Source organism: Tardiphaga sp. P9-11, assembly GCF_008329525.1.
Taxonomy (GTDB): domain Bacteria; phylum Pseudomonadota; class Alphaproteobacteria; order Rhizobiales; family Xanthobacteraceae; genus Tardiphaga.
The window spans coordinates 1-21,363 of sequence record NZ_NPKQ01000013.1 but is presented as its reverse complement, the minus strand read 5'-3'; the positions used below and the strand labels follow the sequence as shown (position 1 = coordinate 21,363).

Here is a 21,363-nt window from a genome sequence, read left to right as displayed (position 1 = left end):
TCGCGGAAGAAGAGCTAAGGGGGCGTCGCCCCTGGCGCCTGCAAGGGTTCGCGTAAGAGCGCTCGGCCACTGCCGTATCCTCAGTCTTCCGCGCAGCGCTTGTGCAGACCGGGTGATACCCCTCGGCTGTGTCCGCCCTTGCAGTTGCCGCCCCTGGTCTCGCCGACGGGCAGAGGTTCAGCGCGGCTTGGGCGTCATACCCTCAAAGATTTGGCTGATCGAGAAATCGAGTGCTACGCAAATTTCGTACAGGCGGCCTGCACTGACCCGGTTTGCGGCGCGCTCATACTTCTGAATCTGCTGGAAGCTGACGACGATGGCTTCGCCAAGCTCGTCCTGACTCATGTTCCGCTCAAGCCGTATCCTGCGAATCTGCCCAGCAATATGCACATCGATGGAGTTGGCATTCCGTGGTGACGCTGGCTTGGCTTTCTTCATCCTGGTCACCTCGGGTCCGGCGCTTGGCGCATGTGACTAGCGTAGTTGACTGGCGGTCCGGGTCGACCCACTCGGGATTAAAGCCACAGCTTTCCTCCCAGCCGGGCAATGGCCCTACCTCGATCCAGATGGGAGGTCTCTTCGTTTGCGTCCGCGAAACCTGCTTTATCGGGCTCCTGCTTCGTCTTGGGGACTCATCCCGTTGTAGGGCTATCTCCAATACACGGCCAGTGACGACGGGAAGTTAGGACCGAGGCGCCCCGGCGCAAGGCATCCAACCGTATCCCGGAGGGTCCCTCGATCGGAGCCTCCTTGCGCCGCTGCTTGAACCTCTTGTCCTTGAGCACTCCCGTCCGGCCGCGATTGGCGCAGCTGGCAAAACAAACGGGAGATAATCCGATGAAGACAAACCAAAAGAGCCAGAAACCTTACGCGGTCTACGTGGTCGAAGGCGAAGGCGACAAGGCTTACTGGACCAAAGTGGGGGCCGCGTGGCCGCACGAGGACGGCAAGCGCTTCAACATCAAGCTCAGCTGCGTGCCCGTTGATGGCCGACTGGTCATCCGCGAGCCGAAGGCCGACCAGGAGGCGGGGCGATGAGCCCCGCCGCTTCGCCGCGCTACGTCGTCAGGTTCACCGACTGGACCGTATACGAGGCTGTCGTTCTCGCGAACAACGAGCGGGAAGCGCTTGCCAAGGCGATAGCCCTGTATAACGCCGACGGACTTCTGCACTTCACCACCAACCATTGCGGTGAAGACGGCTGGCACGCCGAGTATCTCGACACGGAGGTTCAATCATGAGCCTTCCTCTTGCCAGCGTGCGCAATACCGTCATCCACGGAGATTGCGTCGAGGTCATGCGGCGCATGCCATCCACCAGTGTGGATATGGTGCTGACGGACCCTCCTTATCTGGTGCGCTATCGTTCGCGCGATGGGCAGACCATCGCCAATGATGACCGCGACGAATGGCTCGAACCAGCATTTGCTGAGATGTACCGCGTACTCAAGCCCGGCTCATTCTGCCTGAGTTTCTACGGCTGGAATGCCGCCGACAAGTTCATCCTGGCTTGGCGCAAGGCAGGGTTCAGGATTGTCGGGCATGTCGTCTTTCAGAAGAAATACGCTTCTTCAAAGCGCTTCTTCGAACACCGCCATGAACAGGCTTACTTGCTCGTGAAGGGCGATGCCGTGTTGCCGGAAGCTCCGCTCTCGGATGTCCGCGATTGGGAATATACGGGCAACCGTTTTCATCCGACGCAGAAACCCATCAGTCTCCTGACCCCTTTGGCCGAGAGCTTCAGCTCATCAAATGGCGTGGTGCTGGACCCGTTCTGCGGCTCCGGGTCCAGCCTGATGGCTGCAAAAAACGCCGGATTCAGTTACGTCGGTATTGAGTTGGATGCCAAGCATCACTTCACGGCAGGCCTCCGCTTGAACGCGTCCGCGCTGGAAGGTTCAAAATAGTAGTCGTACGGCGCGCGGTGGCCCGAGACGCCCCCAAATGGGGATAGCGGATCTTTTGCCCCTATTGTTTTTTCGATGGACAAACGTTCTGGTTGCAATTTCGAGATTCTAGTATCTACTGCTTCAAATTGCCGGCCATTGAGCTTGTGGGGAAGCTTGCAATGCCTGACGTACTTACGCTTTCGCAAAAAATGCAATGGTATTCCGCGTGGGTACAAAATCGTTTCTTTAGAACGCTGCCTTCGCTGGACGAAATGGAGCGAATAGACGCAGAGCAACTGAGTCGGCTGGTCAGCCCGACGGCTGTCAGAGGTGTGTGCTTCATTTCGTTTCCGGGCACCGAAAAATCCGACATATGCAAGAATGCAAAGACTGATGACGAATGTCGGGATTTGGCGAAAGCAGCTGGAGGTTTTCCTCATCTGCCGGTGACGCCAGGCGAGTGCTCCACGTGACACACGCGAGCTCATCCCGACAACCGGTATCCAAGATGTACACGAAATGGCGGCCATGTCTTGCACTATGCGTGCTCATGGTGGCGCTTTCCGGGTGTGCTAACATCCTCCCCCAGTTTGACGTTCCCAATTACGGCGAGAGCGTTCCGAATACGAGCTCAATCGTTGCAAGGATCAGGTGCGAACTAATTGGGATGGTACGAACCGACGTTGAACGGCCGTTCAAGCATCAGCAAATGTTGCTCACCCTTGACTATGAAGTTGCGATGCTTTTGACACTGGACGTGAACGACACCGGAGGTTTGGCGCCGTCGTTCAACTTGCCTTATCCCAACTTCGCCTTCAACGTCGGGGCCAACCTCAGCCAATCAAGGGAAGATACCTTCAACGTCAATCTCACCTATTCCATGCGTGAGCTGTTCCGTTGGTGGCAGAAAGATAGAGACTTGGGCATCTGTCCTGAAACGGACACCAACTTGGCTGGCAATCTCGGTTTAAGGCGCATTGTGGAAGCTGCGCTTGATACGCCGGACATGATTAAAACAACTGACGTGTCCGTGACGGGCGGCGAGTTTAGCGGTATCGTCAATTTTACTCTGACCAAAAGTATCAACTCAGCTGGACCAACCTGGACACTCACTCATTTCGTTGGACCGGGTAATATGGCTTCACTCTCGCGAGTGAATAATGACAAATTGAGCTTTGGCTTCGCCAGCGGCAAGCGCGCAGGAACGTCCTTCGACTCTCGAATTGCCTATCGGCCAGATTTCTCCAAAGCGAACCGCGCATTGGAGCGTGTCATCCTGAATAATCTGGGCACGCAACTCAATGGAATACGGAACCAAACAAGATAACTGAATTCGGTCTTCGAGAGCGACCGTTTGCTTTGAATTTTAGACTTACCGAAGACTCTATTCATTCAGATATTTCTGGAGAAGAGGCATGCCTTTGAATCCGTCCGGACCTGTCATTTATTTACCCGTAGCTGTCGCTGACCGCCCTAAGGAATTTCTGCCTTCAGAAGGCGACATGCGTCCGATGGAAGTGTTTGCATTCCTGACAGTGGCATGGGTCGTCGAGGTATTGGCAGGCGCGGTGCTATCTTGGTTGGCAAAGTCCGCCTTGGACTCACTATTTGCGGGCCCAAGCGGATCGGGAGGGATCACCCCACAACAACTCTACGAGCTATTCCAAAAGGTCATGCGCGAAGCGCTAAGTGAGTATGACGTCCAACTCTTGAGCCGACGCTACCAGGCCGTCGTCGAGACTATGCTAGAGTATAAAGCAAGCGGGGGCGTGCATCGCTTGGACGATGCGGACCTACAGGTGAACGAACTCATCGTTGGTTTCAAATCCTACGGCGACGTAACGGCCGACTTGTTAGCATCCGCCGAATTGCTCAAGATGGTGATCTACCAAACCTATATGAAAGAGAAGATCAGGGACGAGTCTGCGAACATCCGACGACAGGCCTTAGAATTTAAAGTCGACTTGACCGAAGCTGCGTCACGGAGACTAACCCTCATAAAGGGGTACTACTCGGGCCCTACGATAAAGTATCCAGGCCATGGCGAGATGGCTGAGTATGGCTTCACGTACAAAGGGGATTTCGGTCCGGTGTGGCCCTGCTGGCCAAATGACGCCAAATGCCAGCCGATCGCTAGGCAAAAGGCCGAAGAAGCCATGACAAAGCATTTGGATCTAGAAATCGAGCAGCGTTACAAGCCATTCGAAAAGGCAATTGATGTACTCGATAGGCTAGCAAAGCACCCGAAGCCATAAGACGATTGCGTAGTGCGTCACCAGAACGATCAGAGAGGCTAACGATCTGTCTAATTACTTTGAAAAGTCCCGAGTCTTGGACGCGAGGCTTTTGCATCTGCAGGCCGAGCTGGCGACGGCGTTTCCCGGCGATGTGCAAGAACTGTGGAGCGCTTTGCTGGGGTTCACGTCGGAGCAGTTGATGCGCCTACCTGATTCTTTTGGTGGCGCAAATATTCCCCGAACCCCTGTTGCTCAATTGCCGTCAAAAGCGGATTGAGGAATGCTAAGGGAAGGGAATGGCGCACTTATACATCGCTGCGCGACATAGGTGCACGGCCGACACAGGGATGTGTCTAATGGCCGTAGCGCGTCGTTCCCGCGACAAGGTTTGGGAGGGGAATGGCTTCATATCATCTTTCAGCACAGCCGGTGAAACGGTCAGAAGGCCGGTCGGTGGTGGCGATGGCGGCTTACCGGGCCGGTGAGCGATTGAAAGATGAGCGCCACACCACCGTGGCGGACTACAGCAAGCGGCGCGGCGTGGTACATGCCGAGATCGTCGCACCGGAAGGGTGCGCGTCCTGGTTGCTGGACCGCGAGACATTATGGAATCGGGTGGAAGCGATGGAGGTGCGCCGCGACGCCCAGCTTGCCCGCGAAATCAACATGGCCTTGCCGCATGAGCTGAGTGACGAGGAGCGGTTGGCGCTCGTTCGCGCCTTTGTCCGCGAGCAGTTTGTCGGGCTGGGCATGGTGGCGGATATCGCCATCCATGCACCCGTGGTGGAAAAGGGCGACGATCCGCGCAACCACCATGCGCATGTGCTGCTGACCTTGCGGCAGGCCGGGGCAGGGGGCCTGCGGCGGGTCAAGACCCGCGAATGGAATAGTGACGCCATGCTGATTGCGTGGCGTAGTGCATGGGCTGCGCACCAGAACCGCGCATTGGAGAGCGGCGGTCATCGGGACCGGGTGGACCATCGCAGTTTCACCGCGCGGCGGCAGGACGCCGCGTCACAGGGAAACGCGAGAGAGGCCGTGCTGTTGTCGCGCGTTCCTGAAATCCACGTCGGCCCGAAGGCGAGGAAGGCGTGGAAGGAGCGACCGCCGAAGAGCGTTGCGCGAAAGGCGGGTCCTCCAAGGAAGCGGGAGCCCAAGTTTCCCGTAGAGCGCCGCGAGGTGCGATATCCCGAGTTTGATCGCGGCAGCCGCGCCCAGTGGACCATGCAACGGCTTGCGCGCAATGCGCGCACGTATGCGGTGGTTGCCGCCAAGGCGGAGAAGCAGATGGCGCGGTTGCGCCAGCGGCAGGTTTATTATGCGAAGGCGGTGCAGACGCCGAAAGCCGAGGCAGCACAGCAGCGAGCGGCGTCGCGTGCGCACGCGCAAAAGCGCCTGGCGGAGATCGCCTATTGGCTCAGCGAGCTTGACCTTCTTTTCTTCGCGCTGCTGAGGCTGCGCGAGAGTCAATTGGTCCGGCGCACCGTCTGGGCCAACAGGCTAGGTTCGCGGACGCGGGGCATCACACGGTCGCGTGTCTGGATGCCGGAATAGGCCAAGTGTCGTATTTGCCGCGCCAGCGCCAGTTGCGCCACGAGCGATAGTTGACCTTCGATGCCAGCACCGGATGGCGGAGGATACCGGTGATGGCGATGGTGCCGCTGGTAACCAGCAGGCCTGCGGCGCCGTCGCACAGGAGGTCGCGCCCGTCGGTATAGCAGAGGCGGTTGGCTGTAAGTTTCGGTGTGCTCGGGTTGGTCATGCTGACGGTCGCGAAATCTGACCAGTCCTGGGCATGCGTCTGGATGGCCAGGGCCATGAACGCAGCGAGGAGGAAGGCGAGGGTTCTCACCGGCAGAGTTGCTTCCGGCCGGTTCGCGGGTTGACCTGCTCAGTGCCTGGCTTGCACTCGGATTGCTTTGCAGGCCGTGCGGCTGGGGTAGTAGACGATATCACGGGCAAGGCATTGGTGCCTGACGCCGCGACTGCCATCAGCAATGATGCGAGCAGCAAGCGGGCGAGGGGGCGCGACATGACCCCATGCTAGCTCGACTAATGGTACACAACAGCTACCTTGGTGAAATGCGTGGCAGTGGCGTAGCGCTTTTGCCACGACATTGGTGTGGGCTTGCTCTCGTAGACTGGGGAGAAAGCTATAAGCTTTAGCCAGAAGTGATGCGCTAAGTCGAAAAACCTGTGATCATCGCCATGGAGCCTCTAGTTTTGAGGCCCCCGCTGTCACTTTCACCGAAACCGATTGTCGAACAAGATGACCCGAGCGCTACGACCTACGAAGGAAGAGTTGGCAAAAGAGCGCGAGTTATCGTTTGCGAGAGCGATAGCGCGGATTACAAAAATTGCGGTGCCGGGCGTGGTGGGGTTTCACACGCACTTTGAAATAACCGAGATATTCGAATTTTCTAACACAACGCGTAAGACGACCAACGTCTTCACTCTCCTGGTGGCGGAAGAACATAGTGCCGGAGTTAGTGAGAAACCGGTTTGGCTTGGCGAACGCATACGCCTGCCTCACTTTAGAGATTCCTTCTTTGGGATTCGTCGCACGGTACGGCCGATTGCAGCCATACTGCCCTGCCTCAACGATATCCTTGATGGCATTTGGCGATCCTCAAGCGGCACCTTTGATCTTGGAGAGATGGCATCCGGTACACCTGTATTCGTGGCACCGGACAGTTCATTCGAGGTCCCCTGGAACAGGCTGCTTAAAAACAACTTCGACAACGGAGCGCATGTATTTGAGTTGATCGACCAGACGAAGCACAGCTTCCGTCCCTTTTTCGATACACCTCGGTTGTTGTTAGACCTCTCTGCCAAAGTCATGGAGCGGGTGCCAATACGCATCGGCAGCATGTCCGATAAGCTAGGCAATATCGTTGTTCAGATACCTGTGACCGTCGTCTTGGCGCGATTTTCCCAGTTACGGGCGTCGGGAGACACACATATCACCCTCGCTTGGCACCCGAGTGCGACGCCGCGTCCATTGAGGGCAGTGAGTGCGACGGAGTTCGATAACGCCATCGATGGATATGCATCGCAAGCGATTGCTGCGCCTCAAGCGACTTTGCCAACGGCGGCAGGTGATGGACAGATGGAGAATTATCTCTGGGACGACCAGGAAGGCGTCCTTCTCGCGGCCCAGGGTCGCACAGGATTCATAAGGCAGATCAACTTTGGCATTCATGCCCTTGGGGGTAATGCGGAGCCCCGGGCCTTTAAGGTCAGGGATGGTAAGGGAAAATACCAGAGCGTACAGATTGGCGTTTCGAGTGCGATGAATTCTACGGTTGGCCCGCTCACCGATCAACGTGCCTTTGATTGGGCGCGTGCGCGGATCTACCGCGAGGAGAATGACCGCCTGGTCGAACAGAGCTTGTTCAAGCAGTATACTCCGGGCGATGCACCGTCCTCCCAGATGCATGAATCAGCCCTGGATGACATACGCCGATTGATCAACCGCCACGGCCGATATGGCGCTTGGTTGTGGGACCCATATCTTTCCGCGCACGACGTTTTAAAGACGCTGTTTTATTGCATCCACAGTGGTGCGGATTTGCGTGCTTTGACGGCCGCAAACGAGCCCCCGCACCAGTCTGTTCGCACGAAGCCGACTTTCACATCGCTCCTGGTCCATGCCCTTGCGGTCCTTCGCGCTACAATCCCCTATCTGCGGCCTCCGACCCCACCAAGCTTCGCTGAACTTCAACAGCAAGAACTCACGGCTGCGGAATCCAATAACATTGGGCTTCGCTTTGAATATCGAATGAAGGCAGGCCAGGACGGTTGGCCGTTTCACGACCGATTCCTTATCTTTCCACAGGAAGACGGCAGTGCGCTTGCATGGTCGCTCGGCATCTCCGTCAACCAGATCGGGCGCTCACACCACATCCTGCAACGTGTCGATGATGGGCGTCGCATCATGGATGCCTTCCTCGACCTATGGGATGAATTGGCAAAGCCCGAACATCTCATCTGGAAAACGCCATGACGCATCCTGTTCTGGCGGATGTTCTGGTTAGCGCGCGTAATCCGGGCCCGGCTTGCGGCCCCGCTAGCGTGTTGTCAGCTCTTGCAGCCATCGATCGTCCGATGGAACTGCTGACCAACTGGGATCAATGTCACGCGCTATGTGACGCGTTTAGTCGTGAGTATGGCTTTATTCAATTGGCCCGTGTCGCAGGTGTGCGCCCCAGTCCGGCTGATATGGAAAGGTGGAGCGCTCTTTTTCGCTGGATGGTTGAACAACTTACTGGATGGAATCCCGTCAACGATCCGCAGCAGCGGACACTTGCGGCGGTTTTTGTAGCTGGCACCATGAGCGATATCGGCCACGAGTTGTGGGGACTTTTGTCAAATCCCTTCGCGGCGAACCAGCAACTCGTCGCAATACTGCAGGCCATGTTGCGAGCCTGCAGAGTAACCATCGATGCTCCGCTACGTACCCAGTCTCCGATCTCCACAAAGGCCGCCGTTGAACGTTTTGCAGCTGCTAATACGTCCAAGGATTGGAAGGAGATCAACGAATGTCTGGATCGTTCCGGCGACTTTGTTTCTGCGTCGCTTCTCCAAGCGCAGGCTACGCGCATTCTTTCGCGATGCGGGCCAAATGAGCTGCTGGTTGTTCTCTCGGGAATTGATGAGGCTCTTCTTGCGGTCTCGTTTGTAGGCGCTGTCGGTGATGAGGAGGCCTGTCTCGCGCTGGCAGTTGCGTGTTCTAGCCCTTACTTCGAGTTTGCTGCCCTCAGAAGCGCTGTTTATGGACGCGGCCACCCAACGCCTTCCGTCCTTGGGTTGGACGTATTGATAACGAAAATGTCCGCTGACCCTGATCGTTGGCGCACGCTCATGGATATTTTTAATCGGTATCCTGTCCGGTATCCTCGGCTTCAAGAAGCTCTTGGTACGGCGCTTGCGGGCGTCCCGTTACCAGCGATTGAGGCATATATAGCTGCGGTCCAATTGCATGATGTGGCGTTGGATGACACTGGCAGGGAGAATGTGGCAACTTGCTTGCGTGCATTTCAAGCGTGTGCAAGCCGCAGTCAACGTGAGGCGATGTGGAAGCTGGCCTATGATCGCTGGTTTACATGGGACTTTGGACGACTCGACCCCCAGCCTCATCTGCTGGGAATACGCGCGTCGATTCTTGATTACGCAATCGTCGGGTATGCCATTGAATGCCTTGGGCCGAATGCAGCGATGCAGGTGCGCATAGACATCGTGTCGAAGGCCCTTACCCTACATCAGAACTGGTACCTCTCGTCATCAGATATGGTCGCGGACTGGAATCGCTCTCTGTCATGGTTGCAGCCTTTCGCACACGCCGAGTATGTTCTGGCAAACAGTAACGAGGACTGGTTGTGCAAAGCCGGAATGTATCTCCCCACCGATACGCAGACCGATTATCTCAAGTTGAAATATCGCATGGCATGATTTTGTTCGTCCACTGGACGTTTTTAGGGCATGGCGCTTGACCATTATGTATCGCAGCTACACCTGCGGAATTTCTACTCTCCTGTATTAGGGGAGCGGCTTTATGCCGTGCGTAAGTCCGACCTGAAGGCGTTTACGCCGCGCTCTCAGGATATTTGCCGGATCGATGAGGGGAATAGGAACGCTTACTTGCAGGACGAGCGCGCAATCGAGGAGTTTTTGAAAGAGATCGAGCCCAAGTACAATGTCTCCCTTGGCGCAGTTAAGGGCAGGGGAGTTTGAGCATGAGGCTGTATATGTTGTCGCCGGGTTTGTGGCTTATGTGACGTGTTGCGCGCCTGCGGCGATGAGGATACACGCGGGCCCGTTACGGGCGGTGGTGGAATCCGAGGCCGCCCTGCTGGAGAGAAGTGGCCAGATTCCACGGTCACCTGATATTCTTGGAAACAAGCTGCTGACCGAGTTGCTGGCTGACGGTACGCTCGTTGTCGACATCGACGGGAAGTATCCGCAGGCGCTTGGCATCTCGACAATCATAGCGCGGGTGTCGGTGTTCGGTAACTCCCAGTGGGAAGTTCTGCGCAATCAGGTAACAGATAGCCCGTTTTTTACGAGCGATTATCCGGTGGCGCTGGAGACCCATGGCAACACCGGCCAGGTCAACTGGATAGTTCCCCTGGCTCCCGACCTGGCTGTTCGCATCATGCCCGATGAGCGACTGAGGGGGATGGCTCCAGATCTCTCTTTCCGTCGATTTACGTTCCGCGACCGGCGCATTGGGCGAACAGAAGCCATGACGATCAATCGGCTTCCGGTCAGGAGTGCGGAGGACGGTGTGTTCTATCGCGACCAGCTCGACTGGATTCCGAGGTTTATCGAGAAGAACCGCGCGTACCGCATCGAGTCGGTGACCGCGCGCGTGCCAAGCGGCACGGGCTTCCTGAATATTGCGAGCCAGATGATTGTCCAGCAGTCATTCAGCGGTGGCGCCTGACAGCAGTCGTCAGTACTCGCGCATGGCGTGACCTGCAGTCGGGCTTTAGGCTTTGCCCGAAGCCGCTCGACTTCATACGAGCGTCTTCGCCTGCCGGTGACAATCCCTCACGCAAGGGCCACTCCACCCCAACGGCATCAAGGCCGAGCCCTGCGGGCGCTTCGCGGCCTTGACCCGGCTGTGCTGGCGCGGCAAGGGGCTTGGCATCGCTTAAGCGGCGTTACGGCCGCGTGGCCCGTGTCCAACCGACAACAGGGGGCTATGTAGTCGTTACGCTTTCACGGCTGGTTGCTGTCGTAGGTTATCTTGAAGCTACCTGCGCTTTGCAATCGGTTCATAGGGCGTCAATGCAGGAAACAGGCGGGCTCTGGCCGCGCCACGTCCAGTAGACCCGAACTTTGTCACCTGCTTTTAATTTGACGGCTTCAACGATAGCAATCCCATTCTGCCATTCAACATCGACGGGGCGTGGATCGTTCTCATTCGCGCGTTTGAGGCAGGCCGAGGGCGTAGGGGTTTCGGCATAGTCTGACCATCGAATGGAAGTAAAGTTGTAGACTAAGGTCAGCTTGTCGGTCGGGTATTTCACATCCTTGCCACCCAGGGAGTTCCTGCCTTGGAAACCGTTCCTAAACACATAAATCATGCGCGGGCTTGGTGACACGCCGGTCAGCGCATATTCTTTGTTCTGATCAAGGTCCAGTTCAGCTTCCACCGTATACTCGATCGCGGTTTTGTCTTCGCCTGGCGCACGCTTTAACGTGGGTCGAACTTTTGGTGCGATCGCTTTTATTTCAGGCTCAATGCCGCTGCTGGAAAGTCGGATGGTGTATGTGGCGCTCGTGCGATGCATATCGACATTCTCGACATACGTCACTTTGTCAAAGACCGGTACGCCTTTGGCGGTGGTTTCGACGGCTTGGTCCTTCTTCTGGTCGGCGAAAAAATCGAAATGTACATATACTAAATCGCTAGAAATTATGATGTCGCTGTTTTTCCAAAAGTAAGGAAAGTGATCGAAATCGGGATTGAACCATTTTGCTCCGAAGATCGCGGAAGCTACTCCCAAGATCGCGATTAGAATTTCTTTCATTCCGTGAGCTCAATCTTCTCGGGAATTCATAATAAAAATAAGTGGTGGCTTGTAGCGGGGAACGTTATCGATTTTCCCGAAACCGGCCAAGCCGACCATATCTGATCCAATCGCTCGCGTAAGACAATTACTGCGGAGTGTGAACATAAGCCAGGCCGCCCCGTCGAGCGATTACTTATACCAAGACATCCCATGTGATAATCCGCTTCGACGGGGCTCCGCAAGCTTTCGCGGAGCAAGAGGCTAGGCGTGGCTTAAACCGCAGTGCGGCCGGAAAGCCCCCTTACGACCGATAGCTTCGGCCAGTCGCTTGGCGCGGAAGCAATGCTACGCGCGCTTGCTGAGAAGCCGCTGTGTCAAGCCACTAAGCTATATGGCTAAGTTTGAAGTTACTCAACCGTTTGACTGTTGCATTCCATAGCGCCTGCTGGGCTTTTTCATTGTTGCCGGGTGCCACGGGTGTGAGCGGACGTGCGTCCTTGACGGAAAAATAGCCGCCGGTCACTTCCGCGAATGCGGGATCAGTGGCCAGGCGCACGATGATGCCAGCGCCGCGCTCGGGATTTCCGATTTTTAACCAGGCCAGAAACCGCTGGAGGGGGGCAGCAAACCACAGCTCGCGTCCGAGTCCTGTCACGTTGAACCCGGGACAGAGGCAGTTCACCGCTACGCCGGTGCCTTTCAGATGCCGTGAAAGCTCTTGCGAGAACATGATATCCATCAATTTGGTCTGGCCGTAGACCGCTGAAGAACCCCGTGCAGTGAAGGGGCGTTTGTTTATGAGCGCAGCAAGCGGATCAAATCCGGCGCCCTGCCGCGAGGCTTCCGATGCGACCGTGACGATGCGGGATGGCGCTGAGCGGACCATGGTTTCGCGCAGGATGTTGGTGAAGAGCCACGGCGCCAGATAGTTGACCGCGACCATCTCGGCATATCCATCAGCGGTGATACGCTGGGTGAAGGCGTGAATCCCGACATTATTGATCAGCACATCAATACGTGGGTGGTGCGCGATGATCTCGCGTCCGAGTGCCGCGACCGAGGCGAGGCTGGTGAAATCGCCATAGTAGACGTCAACCCGCGTGCCCGGCGCGGCGGCCTCGATCATCTTCAGCGTAGCCTCGGCCTTGGCTTGATTCCGCGCGGTGAGGACGAGGCGGGCGCCCTCGCGGGCCAGCGCAAGCGCCGCGCGTTGACCAATGCCGCTGGTGGCTCCGGTAATCACGATGGTCGGAACAGGCTGCGGCATGAGTACGTCTTTCATAATGGAGATTTATCCATTAGATAGATAGTGGACTTATGTCAATTATAATGCCAATAAGTCAGGCGGCAATAAAGGGATTGGGATTGGGTAAGGTGCAGGGAAGTGGTGCGCATCGCGAACAGCGCATTCTTGCGTTGGGCGGGGCGCTGAACGCGCTGGTGAGTCAGGCCCGAGCTTTGACCGCACAGGCAGCGGCGACATTTCATCCTGAACTGCAGCCCGCCGCCTTCCATATCGCACTCTGGCTCAACACGTTTGGCCCGGCCAAGCCGAGCGCGGTGGCGCAGGCCGTTGCCATGGACCGCAGCGCGGCGAGTCGCCTGACCCGTGAGCTGGTGCGCCTGAAGCTGGTTAAGACCTCAACCGATCCTTCCGATGGGCGAGGTGTCGTCCTGTCACTCACCGCTGAGGGGCGCCGACGGATCTATGTCGCGATGCGGGCCAAAGGGGCAATATTTCAGGAGCGGATCGCATCTTGGAGTGAGGAAGATCTGGCTCTGTGTACAGACCTGCTCCGCAAGCTCACCGACGTATCCCCGACGTGAGGTTCACGCACCTCCTCTGATTAAGTGTTTGAATTTGAACAAGATGGTGACGCCCTGTCAGGGATGAAATGCCGCTTGCTTGTATGGTAACGTATATGTTACTATCTACGGGTGCAGATCCTTGAATACCTCGATGCAGCTGGAGACAGTCCGTACCGGGACTGGTTTGAGCATCTCAATGCCCAGGCCGCCGCCAAGGTTACGGTTGCGCTGACTCGCATAGAGCTTGGCAACCTTTCCAACGTGAAGGGAGTCGGGGCAGGGGTCCAGGAATTCCGGATCGATTTCGGGCCAGGTTATAGGGTCTACTTCGGTAAGGATGGCGACCGTCTCGTGATTTTGTTGGCGGGAGGCACGAAGAGCCGCCAGCAGAAGGACATCGTAACAGCGCAGAAGCGATGGGCCGACTACAAGAAGCGCAAAAAAGGTTGAGAGGGCAACGCAGGCCTGTGGCAAAAGCCCGAATAGCGAACAGGAGAGAACCAATGGCACTAACCCGAGACTTCAAGGAGACCGTAAAGGCTCGCGCTGAGCGTGATGTAACGTTCCGTGAAGCGCTTTTGACTGAAGCCGTGGAGCAGCTCATTGCTGGCGAGGTCGAAGTCGGTAAAGCGGTTCTCCGTGACTACATCAATGCAACCGTTGGGTTTGAGAAGCTGGCGAAAGCGACCGGCACGCCCTCAAAGAGCTTGATGCGCATGTTTGGGCCCAAGGGAAATCCGCGTGCGAACAACCTGTTTGCCGTTATCGGCAAGCTCCAGCGGGTGTCCGGCGTTCATCTTGCGGTCGCCAGCGGCAGTAGGAAACGGGCAGCGTAACAATAAACCGCAATGAGATGGAGCTGGTCCCAACGTTATAAAGCTTCCGACGTGACTAGACTGTTGGCTCTTCGGCGGCAGTCGGCCAAGCGCGATCTGTTTCCACGTCCGGATGACGCGGTTCAAATTCTGCCTGTCCGTAGTCGTCACGAAGCCGATCGATTTGTACAAGGCAAGCTTCTGCCAGGTTGGCCTCTTGTGGGGAGGCGAGCAGCATGGAGAAGAGCTCCTTTCGAACGGTTGTCAGTGGCACGGGGTGGACATCATAAGCGCCCTTCCAGCCGTCGGTCGGTTCCTTGGTGAGTCCCATTTCTCGAATGGCCATATCCAAAATGCCATCAAAGGGTCTGCCACTCGACGCATAATTCCTGACCATGTCCATGAATAGTGTCGGGTCTCCGATTTTCGAGGCGGCGAGCTCGATAAGTTCACGGCTCTTGCCCGGGCTCGACAACGGATAACGTTGGACGACTACGGCCTTGAAGTCCGGATTCAGTCGGCATCGTTCAGCTATTTGTTCGGACAACCACCAACTGTCAGTTTGACCGGGGCCATTCAGACTGCCGTCTTCCACTAGGTCCAGCAAAAAGGATGCGCTCCCCTGACTGAGAACGGCCTGCGCCCACGTATGATGATTTGCGAACTTTGGAAATCTCCGGATCAATTGCAGGATGACGTCTTCTATTCCGACCGCTGGCGAATTTACCAACGCGGTGACCACGCGCTCCAGCTCATGTGTGTACGGAAGCACCTTACTGACCGTCTCAATGATGCCAACGAGCTCTGCTGGCCGATCGCTGAAAGGCATCAGTTCAAGCCAGCCAACCAATTCCCAAATACCCTGTTCATATCGCCAGGTATTCACCGCCGCGTCATCAAGCCAAGTCTTGATCCCCTCTAGGACAAGATCCGCCGCGATGGTTTCTCCATCCAACACCAGTGCGGCTAGAAGCTCACGCTTCGTTCTGATGGGTTCTGGCAGTTCCAAAACCTTCTGAACAAGCGATGTTCGCTCTGTATGGGGCATGCTCAACGCAATCCGGGTCAGTTTGATTGCCAGCTCATGCTCCTCCTTGGATTTTTCAGTGGCGACCAGATGCTCGACCGCAGTGAAGATCGCTGTAGCGAAGGGCGTTTCGACATCGGAAGGGAATTTTCGTTCGACCCGCCGTGCCTTTACGGTTGAGAAGTCAGGCCATGACCTCCACAGGGGTTGAGGTTCCGGAATGCCGTTGGCTTTTTTCCATATCTCCATCAATGCGCAGGCGGCGTCGAATCCGAACGAGATATCCTCAAGACGTTCCTTGAGAATGCGCGCCGCCTCGTCACCACCAATTTTCTGAAAGACGGTCCTATACCAGGTTGTCCAACATGTACTTGGGTCAGACCCCTCTCGCAGGCGTCGCTGGTCTTCTTGAAGAAGGCGCTTCAGGTCGACCGCTAAACACGGCAGACCCGTGCGGCCCATGGCTGCGGCGACGTATGCCATCTGAGAACGCGTGGAGAGCCTAGATTCCACAAGCGTCTTTCCCCATTGTCGAAGAAGCGCGACGATCCTTTCCTCTTTATCCCCGTCGATGCCGATGAGGTCGCCGGAAGATCCACGTCTTCCGTGCCGCATCATCAGATCTGCCAGCAGGCTAATTTCCACAGGCTCGGTTGTGATATTGCGGTTTAGCAGGGCTTCAATGAACGACCGGGCGCGTGATGAAGCAACGCGTGTTTCGATTTTATTCCGCTGTTCTATCATCGACTGAAAATCGGGACTCGCCCGGTCGACGCACGAATTAGCGTCGAGTACAGCGTCTATCAGTTCACCTACAGTCTCGGGGCCAACAAGGGTGGCCGCGATGTTTCCAATCACGTCCGAGCCATCCAAATTTTTGGCCAATGCCGCAATAGGTCCGTCGTCGACCGGGGCCAGCTCAGCCAGCAGTTCCTCGGCGTGGAACGGCAATTCGAGACCAGCGGACAGCCGCGCTTTAAAGGCGTTCGCGATGTCCACCGGAAAACTTTCAGCGAGTCGGCGGATACTATAAAGGGCGCCGTCGGATTTTAATGGAAAGTCCGGCGCCGCTATAATCTTAGAAATCTGATCGATGTCTGAAGGGGAGGGGGGCTGTGCTTCCAAAATCAGACCCAAGCGGACCAACGGATCGGGCTCGCCTGCGATGAGTCGTTGCCGCTCCTGCTCGATTCGCGCGGCTGCGGTGGGTTCGGTAACTTCCTGCGCGTAGCCTTTTCTCGCCAGCTCCGACCAGACTTCTGGCGGCGCCGTTTGCAGTACTTCAAGGGCATGTCGATCTGCGCCACGGAAGATTAGCGACTGGACGACCTCGAATTTTACGTCTGCGCTATTGTCCTCCTTGGCCAACTGTGTGGCCAAATCAATGCCATCGAGACCGCTCCGACTGGCGATCTCGGAAATCACGCTCTTACGTACGACCTCAGGCGCGGCAGCCATGCGCTTTGTAATTTCAGCGCCAAGCACTGTCGGGCGGAAGCGTCGAGCAGCCCGGACCACTCCAGGATGGGCATGGACGTCCTTATTGAGCATGAGGGGCCAGATAATTTCGGAGAATTCTGGTCTGCCCGTTGTGAGCATGAATCTCACAGCTCGATCGACTTGGCCCGGCTTATGCCAACGGTTTGCGAAGGCGACAATGCGGCCCTTAACCGCCTCCCAAACGTCTGGAGACGATCGGAAGATCATATCAGCCGCAAGAATAGGGTCGATTTTGAGCGCCACCATGACGGCGGCGGCGATCGTTGAGTTTCCTGCGGTGTCCTGTCGGGACAGGCGCTCGCATGCAAAAAGAATGGCTTCTTCCCAAGCCGGTCGGTTCAACATCTCAACGCGAAGCGTTCTTAACGCAGCTGCATCGCCCGTTGCGGCGGCTCGCATCGTTCGCTCGACCTCGAACGAGGCATATCATTCCTGAAACTGCTGGTGCTGAAAGGACAGGACGTCATTTGAGCGCACCAAAGTATGGTGATCAACCAGGAGATCCAGAACAGCTGTTGGTTGCGGAGCGACCGTGAAATGGCCCGCTGCTGACAACTCGTCCTCGATCGCCTTAACAACGGATTTGGCCCGGATTTCGGTTAGAGCGGTATTCGCCGAGCGGGTCGCATCCGATGCAATCGCGGTAAGAAAGGCGCGCTGGCAGTCGAAAAGGCTTTCCCGCAGTGTAGTGGCCTTCTCCGGAGACTCCTCGTGTTGAATGGCAAAAAGCCTTAGCACCTCCTCCTTGGTGGTCGGCATGGCCCCGCCGGGCGCCCGCGAGAGCAGGGCAGTCAGATAAAGGGGGATTGCAATGAGTTCGCGAACTCCGGCTATCCGCCGGGCCTCTTCGATCATTGCCTCACCCGGCGCGCCCCGCAAAGCCCGCGCGATCTCGATTTGTTGGTCAAGTGAAAGGAGGTCGATTTCGACGATAGGGCCGCCAATCGGGATATCGAGCGCCCGACGCCGGGTGCTGATGATAATCCCGAGTTGCGGAAACTCCCTTTGAAGTTGGCGAATCTCGCTCGTCGCTCTCTTCCGCGCGGTGGTGTCGAGCTCATTCCACCCGTCCAGCGCCAGAACCAAGCGACCGTGGTAAGCAAGCAACATGAGGTGCTGTTCGCGAACCTGCGTGAAGGCCGCACGTCTCACGATCGTTCCCAGCAGAGATTCCGAACGCGACGACCATTCGCCCAAGGGCACGAATACGGCGACGGAATCGGTCGTGGATTGAATCGCCTGCGTTACCTGGAGGAGCGTTGTCGTCTTACCTGTTCCAGGAGGGGAAATAACGGCAAGCTCATTAAAACTATTAATCGCTGCTGCGAGCCCAGACGCCTGGAACGGCCGTTGTTTTCCATCCTCAATCAGTTTTAAGTTCAATGCTATGGGGTGCTGTGGCCAGCCCGCCATGCGCATGAAGGCCGCGAGATCCGTGTCGGCACTGGCGTGCAGTTGCCCGGCAACGCTCTCCAAATCATCCTGTGCTGGAAGACCAAGTGCGCCGACCAGTTTTTCAATGGCTGCGTCAACGCCTTGGATGCGAACTGCCCGAGGGGCATTGGGCTTGAGCAGGGCTTCGAAGGACTGTTCTTTCGCGTCTTGCTTCCATTTTCGCAGCAAGTCCACCGGGAACGTCTTATCGTCACCATCAACCAGCTTGCTATGCGTCTGACAGAGCCAGATGCCGTTACTATGATGGCGCCTTTCTGTGGGGGTCATCGAAGCGTCGTAACGGGGCCCACCTACCGATGCTGCCGCGATATGTGATGCGACACCTACAATTTGGATTCCGTCGGTTCCGAACGCCGCACCTACAGTCGGTGCGCGGCAATCAGGATTGGAGCAAAGATACCCAGCCTGTTTGGCGATAATCTCCTTCGTCTGCTGGCTAAAGTTGTCCCTCATAGAAAGGAGTCTCGCACAATTGTCGTTGGATTTCTAACAGGCTGCGATGATTCGCGAGACGATAGGAGGCATCTGCCGCGCTACGGTTTCGGCAAAAATGCCGAAACGGAGCCGAGAAATACTGCAACTGCTGTCCAAATTGCAGCAATCTTGTTGAGGCGCGCGGACTCCGTTCCGGCTTCGATAATTCCGTGTATCCAACCGCTTTCTCTCAACTCCTGAACCACGGGTTCAGGAGTGCCGAGCTTTTGCCAAAGTGGCGCGATCTCGACGCGGCTCGCGAGATACCAATATCCGGCGGATATCAATCCGCAGGCTGCTGCGACGAATGGAATGCCATTTTGAATGCTCGTTAGAGCCCAAGACATGGTCAGTCTCTAGTGGATACAGCATTGCTGACAGATGCTAATATGATTCGCCATGAAAACACCCGATGAGCAAAGACGAGAATCTGAATTCCTTCAGTTTTTCGGCCGTCATTTGGTCGCCCTGTGCGTCACGTTCCGTGAGAGTGACAAGCCCAACGAGGCCCCCAGTTTCAGGGCCTATGCTGGCACTCTCATCTCGATAGAGGGCGCGATCTTCTTTCTGACCGCTGGTCACATCCTTAGTGAGCTGCACGACGCACTAAAGAGTAACGAGGTCGAAATCCTCAATGCTGTCCTGAGCGATAATTTTGGGGCGGGGCGTATTAGCAATCTGCCAATTCCTTTTGATCTGAAGAATGCGCCCATGTTCTTCATCGATGATGATGAAGAAGGCTTGGATTTTGGCGTTGTGGCGTTGAGGCCATATTACGTTCGCTTGCTGGCGGCTAACGGTTTGGTGGCGTTAGAAGAGAAAAATTGGAGTCATCAGCATACGATTGAGTTCGACGCGCATCTAATGCTTGGCCTGCCAGTGGAATACACGTCCGATCGTGTAGATGCTGCTGGAGAGGGACGAGTCTCAGCTACGATGTTAGCGGTTAAGCAGTTGAAAACGCTGCCTGATGGGGTCGTAGCGACCAGGCATCCGCGTTTTGTGGGGCAAATTAGCGGGAATTTGTCGCTTAGCAGTGTGAAGGGCATGAGCGGTGGTCCCATCTTCGGATTTAATTTCGACCCACCAATGCGCTACTGGGTCGTGGCATTACAAAGCACCTGGTTGCGCGACCGGCGACTTGTGTTCGCCTGCCCGGTGCCCGTCCTCGCCTCGATGATGACCACGTGGGCGTAGTGGAGTCGAGGGTCTAGTCGATCGAGCCCATACAAATGCTGCTGACGAATAGACGGAGTGTTACTGTGCGGGAGACGCGTGCGGCTGGCGATGATGGTGTCGCGGAAGGAATGGACGTAGAGTTCGCAGTCGCGGGCCTGTCCTGGTTGCCAGGGTGGAATGTTGTAGAGCGGCTTGTTCGCACGACTCTGCCAGCCGAGCTCTTCATGCCAAATTGCGCGAACACCGTCGATTTTGAGGGTGACCTGCCATTCGCCTGCTAGATCTTTCCCGGTCCAGGTAGACGGGCTGTTTATGCTTCGCTTCATCGATGCCTCCGAGAGATAAATCTGTCCGGGCTTCGATGGAAACTTCGTAAAGTTTGCGGCAACAGAGCGAGCCGGTTATTTTTCGCTCGATGGCATATTTAATTTGCGCCGCTGCAGATTGCATTGGACCGTATTGCCATTGTGCTGGAAGTCCGCGTAGCCTTGAGTTGCCGTGCAGAAATTGAACGCGATGCCATCCATCTCAGCGCGCCAACCATACTTGGCGCAGCCCTCCGCTTCCTTGATGCGATAGACAATATTTCGCCACTCCAGGATGTTCTTCGCGGCATTGATCTTGAGCGGCCAAGCTTGTCCTTGGTATTTGCAGATGTAGTTGTAGACGCCCGGTGCCTCAGAGGTGGACGCCGCAGAGAGGAGCTGGAAGCCAGCGATGCGGGCGCAGGCGGGGATTCCGGTGGGTTGTCTTTCTTGAACGGTGATCGGGCAATGGTTACCTTCGGTGACGATGTAGGATAGCCCCTTGATCGCGGTGGATGCGCATGTCGTGCTCTCGCCGGCGTCGCAGGTCGCGGTATCGGCACCCAGGGCGTTCTTGAGTGATAACCCGATCGCGTTGCCATTGGCGTCGCGGATGCGATTGTCGATGGATTGAAGACGGGTGACGGTCTGGCCATCCTGGTCGAAGTCGACGTCGAATAGTCCGTCTGACCCGGAGATGACCGCGCAGGTAAGGCACCCCTCGCCCTTGGCGTAATAGACATCGGTGCCCGCAAAGCGACGTTTGAGCGCCTGTCTTGAAAGCTTCTCGCCAATGCGGATAAGCAGCGCGGGTTTTGCTGAATGCCTGATTGATTTCGCGTCGAAGACGAAGCCGCTTGACCCACCTGTCTTGCCGGAAGGAGTTTCAGCCGACTGAGCAGCTAGGGTGGGATCGGAGCAGCCGACAGCGACAAGAAGAGCCGCTCCAACGGGTCTGCGCAGGATGCACGTTGATGTACGTGGTGATGACCAGAGGCGCGGGGTCGAGGCTGTCGCGGAGCAAATCTGTCATTCGGCCTGCAATATTGACCCCGTAAGCCGGGGGATCGGCGTCCAAAATTGACCCCCTACCATTGGCCTGTTGCGCTGCCTGCTTCGTAACAGAGCAGGTGGTCGGAGATGCTGATCGTGGA

At 56.5% G+C, this 21,363-nt stretch carries 24 protein-coding genes; 17 read left to right on the top strand and 7 right to left on the bottom strand.

What is annotated here, in order from left to right:
- Positions 1 to 177 precede the first annotated feature (177 nt).
- Complete coding sequence (locus CIW50_RS26675; RefSeq protein WP_149534185.1) at positions 178 to 438, bottom strand: helix-turn-helix domain-containing protein; 261 nt, start codon at positions 436 to 438, stop codon at positions 178 to 180.
- Between the two features lie 399 nt (positions 439 to 837).
- Between CIW50_RS26675 and CIW50_RS26670 the strand changes: the two genes are divergently transcribed.
- The 7 genes from CIW50_RS26670 (at position 838) to mobQ (ending at position 5,679) form a co-directional block, all read left to right on the top strand.
- Positions 838 to 1,038: a hypothetical protein gene (locus CIW50_RS26670; protein ID WP_149534184.1), complete on the top strand. Its 201-nt coding sequence runs from the start codon at positions 838 to 840 to the stop codon at positions 1,036 to 1,038.
- On the top strand, positions 1,035 to 1,241 hold the full coding sequence (locus tag CIW50_RS26665; RefSeq protein WP_149534183.1) for a hypothetical protein: 207 nt from the start codon (positions 1,035 to 1,037) through the stop codon (positions 1,239 to 1,241). Before CIW50_RS26670 ends, CIW50_RS26665 begins: the two co-directional genes overlap by 4 nt.
- On the top strand, positions 1,238 to 1,906 hold the full coding sequence (locus CIW50_RS26660; protein WP_149534182.1) for a DNA methyltransferase: 669 nt from the start codon (positions 1,238 to 1,240) through the stop codon (positions 1,904 to 1,906). The genes CIW50_RS26665 and CIW50_RS26660 overlap by 4 nt, the downstream gene beginning before the upstream one ends.
- A gap of 161 nt (positions 1,907 to 2,067) precedes the next feature.
- Positions 2,068 to 2,361 carry a hypothetical protein gene (locus CIW50_RS26655; protein ID WP_149534181.1) on the top strand — a complete coding sequence of 98 codons (294 nt, stop codon included), beginning with the start codon at positions 2,068 to 2,070 and terminating at the stop codon, positions 2,359 to 2,361.
- A gap of 236 nt (positions 2,362 to 2,597) precedes the next feature.
- Positions 2,598 to 3,215, top strand: coding sequence for a hypothetical protein (locus tag CIW50_RS26650; protein ID WP_149534180.1), 618 nt, complete (start codon positions 2,598 to 2,600; stop codon positions 3,213 to 3,215).
- An 88-nt stretch (positions 3,216 to 3,303) separates the two neighbouring features.
- Entirely contained in the window at positions 3,304 to 4,143 is an 840-nt protein-coding gene (locus tag CIW50_RS26645; RefSeq protein ID WP_149534179.1) for a hypothetical protein, read from the top strand.
- 381 nt (positions 4,144 to 4,524) lie between these two features.
- Positions 4,525 to 5,679: a MobQ family relaxase gene (mobQ, locus tag CIW50_RS26640; protein ID WP_149534178.1), complete on the top strand. Its 1,155-nt coding sequence runs from the start codon at positions 4,525 to 4,527 to the stop codon at positions 5,677 to 5,679.
- On the opposite strand, the gene CIW50_RS26635 is transcribed toward mobQ, so the two are convergent.
- On the bottom strand, positions 5,648 to 5,977 hold the full coding sequence (locus tag CIW50_RS26635) for a hypothetical protein (RefSeq protein WP_149534177.1): 330 nt from the start codon (positions 5,975 to 5,977) through the stop codon (positions 5,648 to 5,650). The two genes, mobQ and CIW50_RS26635, sit on opposite strands and share 32 nt — an antisense overlap.
- A gap of 450 nt (positions 5,978 to 6,427) precedes the next feature.
- Here CIW50_RS26635 and CIW50_RS26630 point away from each other — a divergent pair, with 450 nt between their 5' ends.
- The 4 genes from CIW50_RS26630 (at position 6,428) to CIW50_RS26615 (ending at position 10,570) form a co-directional block, all read left to right on the top strand.
- Entirely contained in the window at positions 6,428 to 8,131 is a 1,704-nt protein-coding gene (locus CIW50_RS26630; RefSeq protein WP_149534176.1) for a VPA1262 family N-terminal domain-containing protein, read from the top strand.
- Entirely contained in the window at positions 8,128 to 9,576 is a 1,449-nt protein-coding gene (locus tag CIW50_RS26625; protein ID WP_149534175.1) for a hypothetical protein, read from the top strand. The genes CIW50_RS26630 and CIW50_RS26625 overlap by 4 nt, the downstream gene beginning before the upstream one ends.
- A 30-nt stretch (positions 9,577 to 9,606) precedes the next feature.
- Complete coding sequence (locus tag CIW50_RS26620) at positions 9,607 to 9,858, top strand: DUF4238 domain-containing protein (RefSeq protein ID WP_149534174.1); 252 nt, start codon at positions 9,607 to 9,609, stop codon at positions 9,856 to 9,858.
- A gap of 97 nt (positions 9,859 to 9,955) precedes the next feature.
- Positions 9,956 to 10,570, top strand: a complete 615-nt coding sequence (locus tag CIW50_RS26615; RefSeq protein ID WP_149534173.1) for a DUF4238 domain-containing protein — start codon at positions 9,956 to 9,958, stop codon at positions 10,568 to 10,570.
- 334 nt (positions 10,571 to 10,904) lie between these two features.
- Here CIW50_RS26615 and CIW50_RS26610 read toward each other — a convergent pair whose 3' ends face one another.
- Complete coding sequence (locus CIW50_RS26610) at positions 10,905 to 11,663, bottom strand: hypothetical protein (RefSeq protein ID WP_149534172.1); 759 nt, start codon at positions 11,661 to 11,663, stop codon at positions 10,905 to 10,907.
- 364 nt (positions 11,664 to 12,027) lie between these two features.
- Positions 12,028 to 12,927, bottom strand: coding sequence for an SDR family NAD(P)-dependent oxidoreductase (locus tag CIW50_RS26605; protein WP_197738403.1), 900 nt, complete (start codon positions 12,925 to 12,927; stop codon positions 12,028 to 12,030).
- A gap of 92 nt (positions 12,928 to 13,019) precedes the next feature.
- Between CIW50_RS26605 and CIW50_RS26600 the strand changes: the two genes are divergently transcribed.
- The 3 genes from CIW50_RS26600 (at position 13,020) to CIW50_RS26590 (ending at position 14,290) form a co-directional block, all read left to right on the top strand.
- Positions 13,020 to 13,472 (top strand): MarR family winged helix-turn-helix transcriptional regulator, encoded by a 453-nt coding sequence (locus CIW50_RS26600; protein WP_246664475.1) that lies wholly within the window; start codon positions 13,020 to 13,022, stop codon positions 13,470 to 13,472.
- Between the two features lie 111 nt (positions 13,473 to 13,583).
- Positions 13,584 to 13,904, top strand: coding sequence for a type II toxin-antitoxin system RelE/ParE family toxin (locus CIW50_RS26595; RefSeq protein ID WP_149534171.1), 321 nt, complete (start codon positions 13,584 to 13,586; stop codon positions 13,902 to 13,904).
- A gap of 53 nt (positions 13,905 to 13,957) precedes the next feature.
- Entirely contained in the window at positions 13,958 to 14,290 is a 333-nt protein-coding gene (locus CIW50_RS26590) for a helix-turn-helix domain-containing transcriptional regulator (protein WP_149534170.1), read from the top strand.
- 55 nt (positions 14,291 to 14,345) lie between these two features.
- Here CIW50_RS26590 and CIW50_RS26585 read toward each other — a convergent pair whose 3' ends face one another.
- From CIW50_RS26585 to CIW50_RS26575, 3 genes are all read right to left on the bottom strand, one after another.
- Entirely contained in the window at positions 14,346 to 17,195 is a 2,850-nt protein-coding gene (locus CIW50_RS26585; protein WP_149534169.1) for a hypothetical protein, read from the bottom strand.
- 27 nt (positions 17,196 to 17,222) lie between these two features.
- Entirely contained in the window at positions 17,223 to 18,518 is a 1,296-nt protein-coding gene (locus CIW50_RS26580) for an NACHT domain-containing protein (protein WP_149534168.1), read from the bottom strand.
- Positions 18,519 to 18,784: 266 nt separating this feature from the next.
- Positions 18,785 to 19,072, bottom strand: coding sequence for a hypothetical protein (locus CIW50_RS26575; protein ID WP_149534167.1), 288 nt, complete (start codon positions 19,070 to 19,072; stop codon positions 18,785 to 18,787).
- Between the two features lie 52 nt (positions 19,073 to 19,124).
- On the opposite strand from CIW50_RS26575, the gene CIW50_RS26570 reads away from it, so the two are divergent.
- From CIW50_RS26570 to CIW50_RS29795, 3 genes are all read left to right on the top strand, one after another.
- On the top strand, positions 19,125 to 19,922 hold the full coding sequence (locus CIW50_RS26570) for a hypothetical protein (protein ID WP_149534166.1): 798 nt from the start codon (positions 19,125 to 19,127) through the stop codon (positions 19,920 to 19,922).
- Positions 19,923 to 20,353: 431 nt separating this feature from the next.
- Positions 20,354 to 20,707, top strand: coding sequence for a hypothetical protein (locus tag CIW50_RS26565; protein ID WP_149534165.1), 354 nt, complete (start codon positions 20,354 to 20,356; stop codon positions 20,705 to 20,707).
- Between the two features lie 4 nt (positions 20,708 to 20,711).
- Complete coding sequence (locus CIW50_RS29795; RefSeq protein WP_283808866.1) at positions 20,712 to 20,843, top strand: hypothetical protein; 132 nt, start codon at positions 20,712 to 20,714, stop codon at positions 20,841 to 20,843.
- Positions 20,844 to 21,363 lie beyond the last annotated feature (520 nt).

Coding starts and splice junctions, on each gene's coding strand:
- CIW50_RS26620 (WP_149534174.1), top strand. CDS start 9,607: ATGGCGCTTGACCATTATGTATCGCAGCTACACCTGCGGAATTTCTAC.
- CIW50_RS26655 (WP_149534181.1), top strand. CDS start 2,068: ATGCCTGACGTACTTACGCTTTCGCAAAAAATGCAATGGTATTCCGCG.
- CIW50_RS26625 (WP_149534175.1), top strand. CDS start 8,128: ATGACGCATCCTGTTCTGGCGGATGTTCTGGTTAGCGCGCGTAATCCG.
- CIW50_RS26585 (WP_149534169.1), bottom strand. CDS start 17,195: ATGCGAGCCGCCGCAACGGGCGATGCAGCTGCGTTAAGAACGCTTCGC.
- CIW50_RS26575 (WP_149534167.1), bottom strand. CDS start 19,072: ATGTCTTGGGCTCTAACGAGCATTCAAAATGGCATTCCATTCGTCGCA.
- CIW50_RS26650 (WP_149534180.1), top strand. CDS start 2,598: ATGTTGCTCACCCTTGACTATGAAGTTGCGATGCTTTTGACACTGGAC.
- CIW50_RS26590 (WP_149534170.1), top strand. CDS start 13,958: ATGGCACTAACCCGAGACTTCAAGGAGACCGTAAAGGCTCGCGCTGAG.
- mobQ (WP_149534178.1), top strand. CDS start 4,525: ATGGCTTCATATCATCTTTCAGCACAGCCGGTGAAACGGTCAGAAGGC.
- CIW50_RS26645 (WP_149534179.1), top strand. CDS start 3,304: ATGCCTTTGAATCCGTCCGGACCTGTCATTTATTTACCCGTAGCTGTC.
- CIW50_RS26610 (WP_149534172.1), bottom strand. CDS start 11,663: ATGAAAGAAATTCTAATCGCGATCTTGGGAGTAGCTTCCGCGATCTTC.
- CIW50_RS26670 (WP_149534184.1), top strand. CDS start 838: ATGAAGACAAACCAAAAGAGCCAGAAACCTTACGCGGTCTACGTGGTC.
- CIW50_RS26605 (WP_197738403.1), bottom strand. CDS start 12,927: ATGAAAGACGTACTCATGCCGCAGCCTGTTCCGACCATCGTGATTACC.
- CIW50_RS26570 (WP_149534166.1), top strand. CDS start 19,125: ATGAAAACACCCGATGAGCAAAGACGAGAATCTGAATTCCTTCAGTTT.
- CIW50_RS26580 (WP_149534168.1), bottom strand. CDS start 18,518: ATGACCCCCACAGAAAGGCGCCATCATAGTAACGGCATCTGGCTCTGT.
- CIW50_RS26675 (WP_149534185.1), bottom strand. CDS start 438: ATGAAGAAAGCCAAGCCAGCGTCACCACGGAATGCCAACTCCATCGAT.
- CIW50_RS26660 (WP_149534182.1), top strand. CDS start 1,238: ATGAGCCTTCCTCTTGCCAGCGTGCGCAATACCGTCATCCACGGAGAT.
- CIW50_RS26665 (WP_149534183.1), top strand. CDS start 1,035: ATGAGCCCCGCCGCTTCGCCGCGCTACGTCGTCAGGTTCACCGACTGG.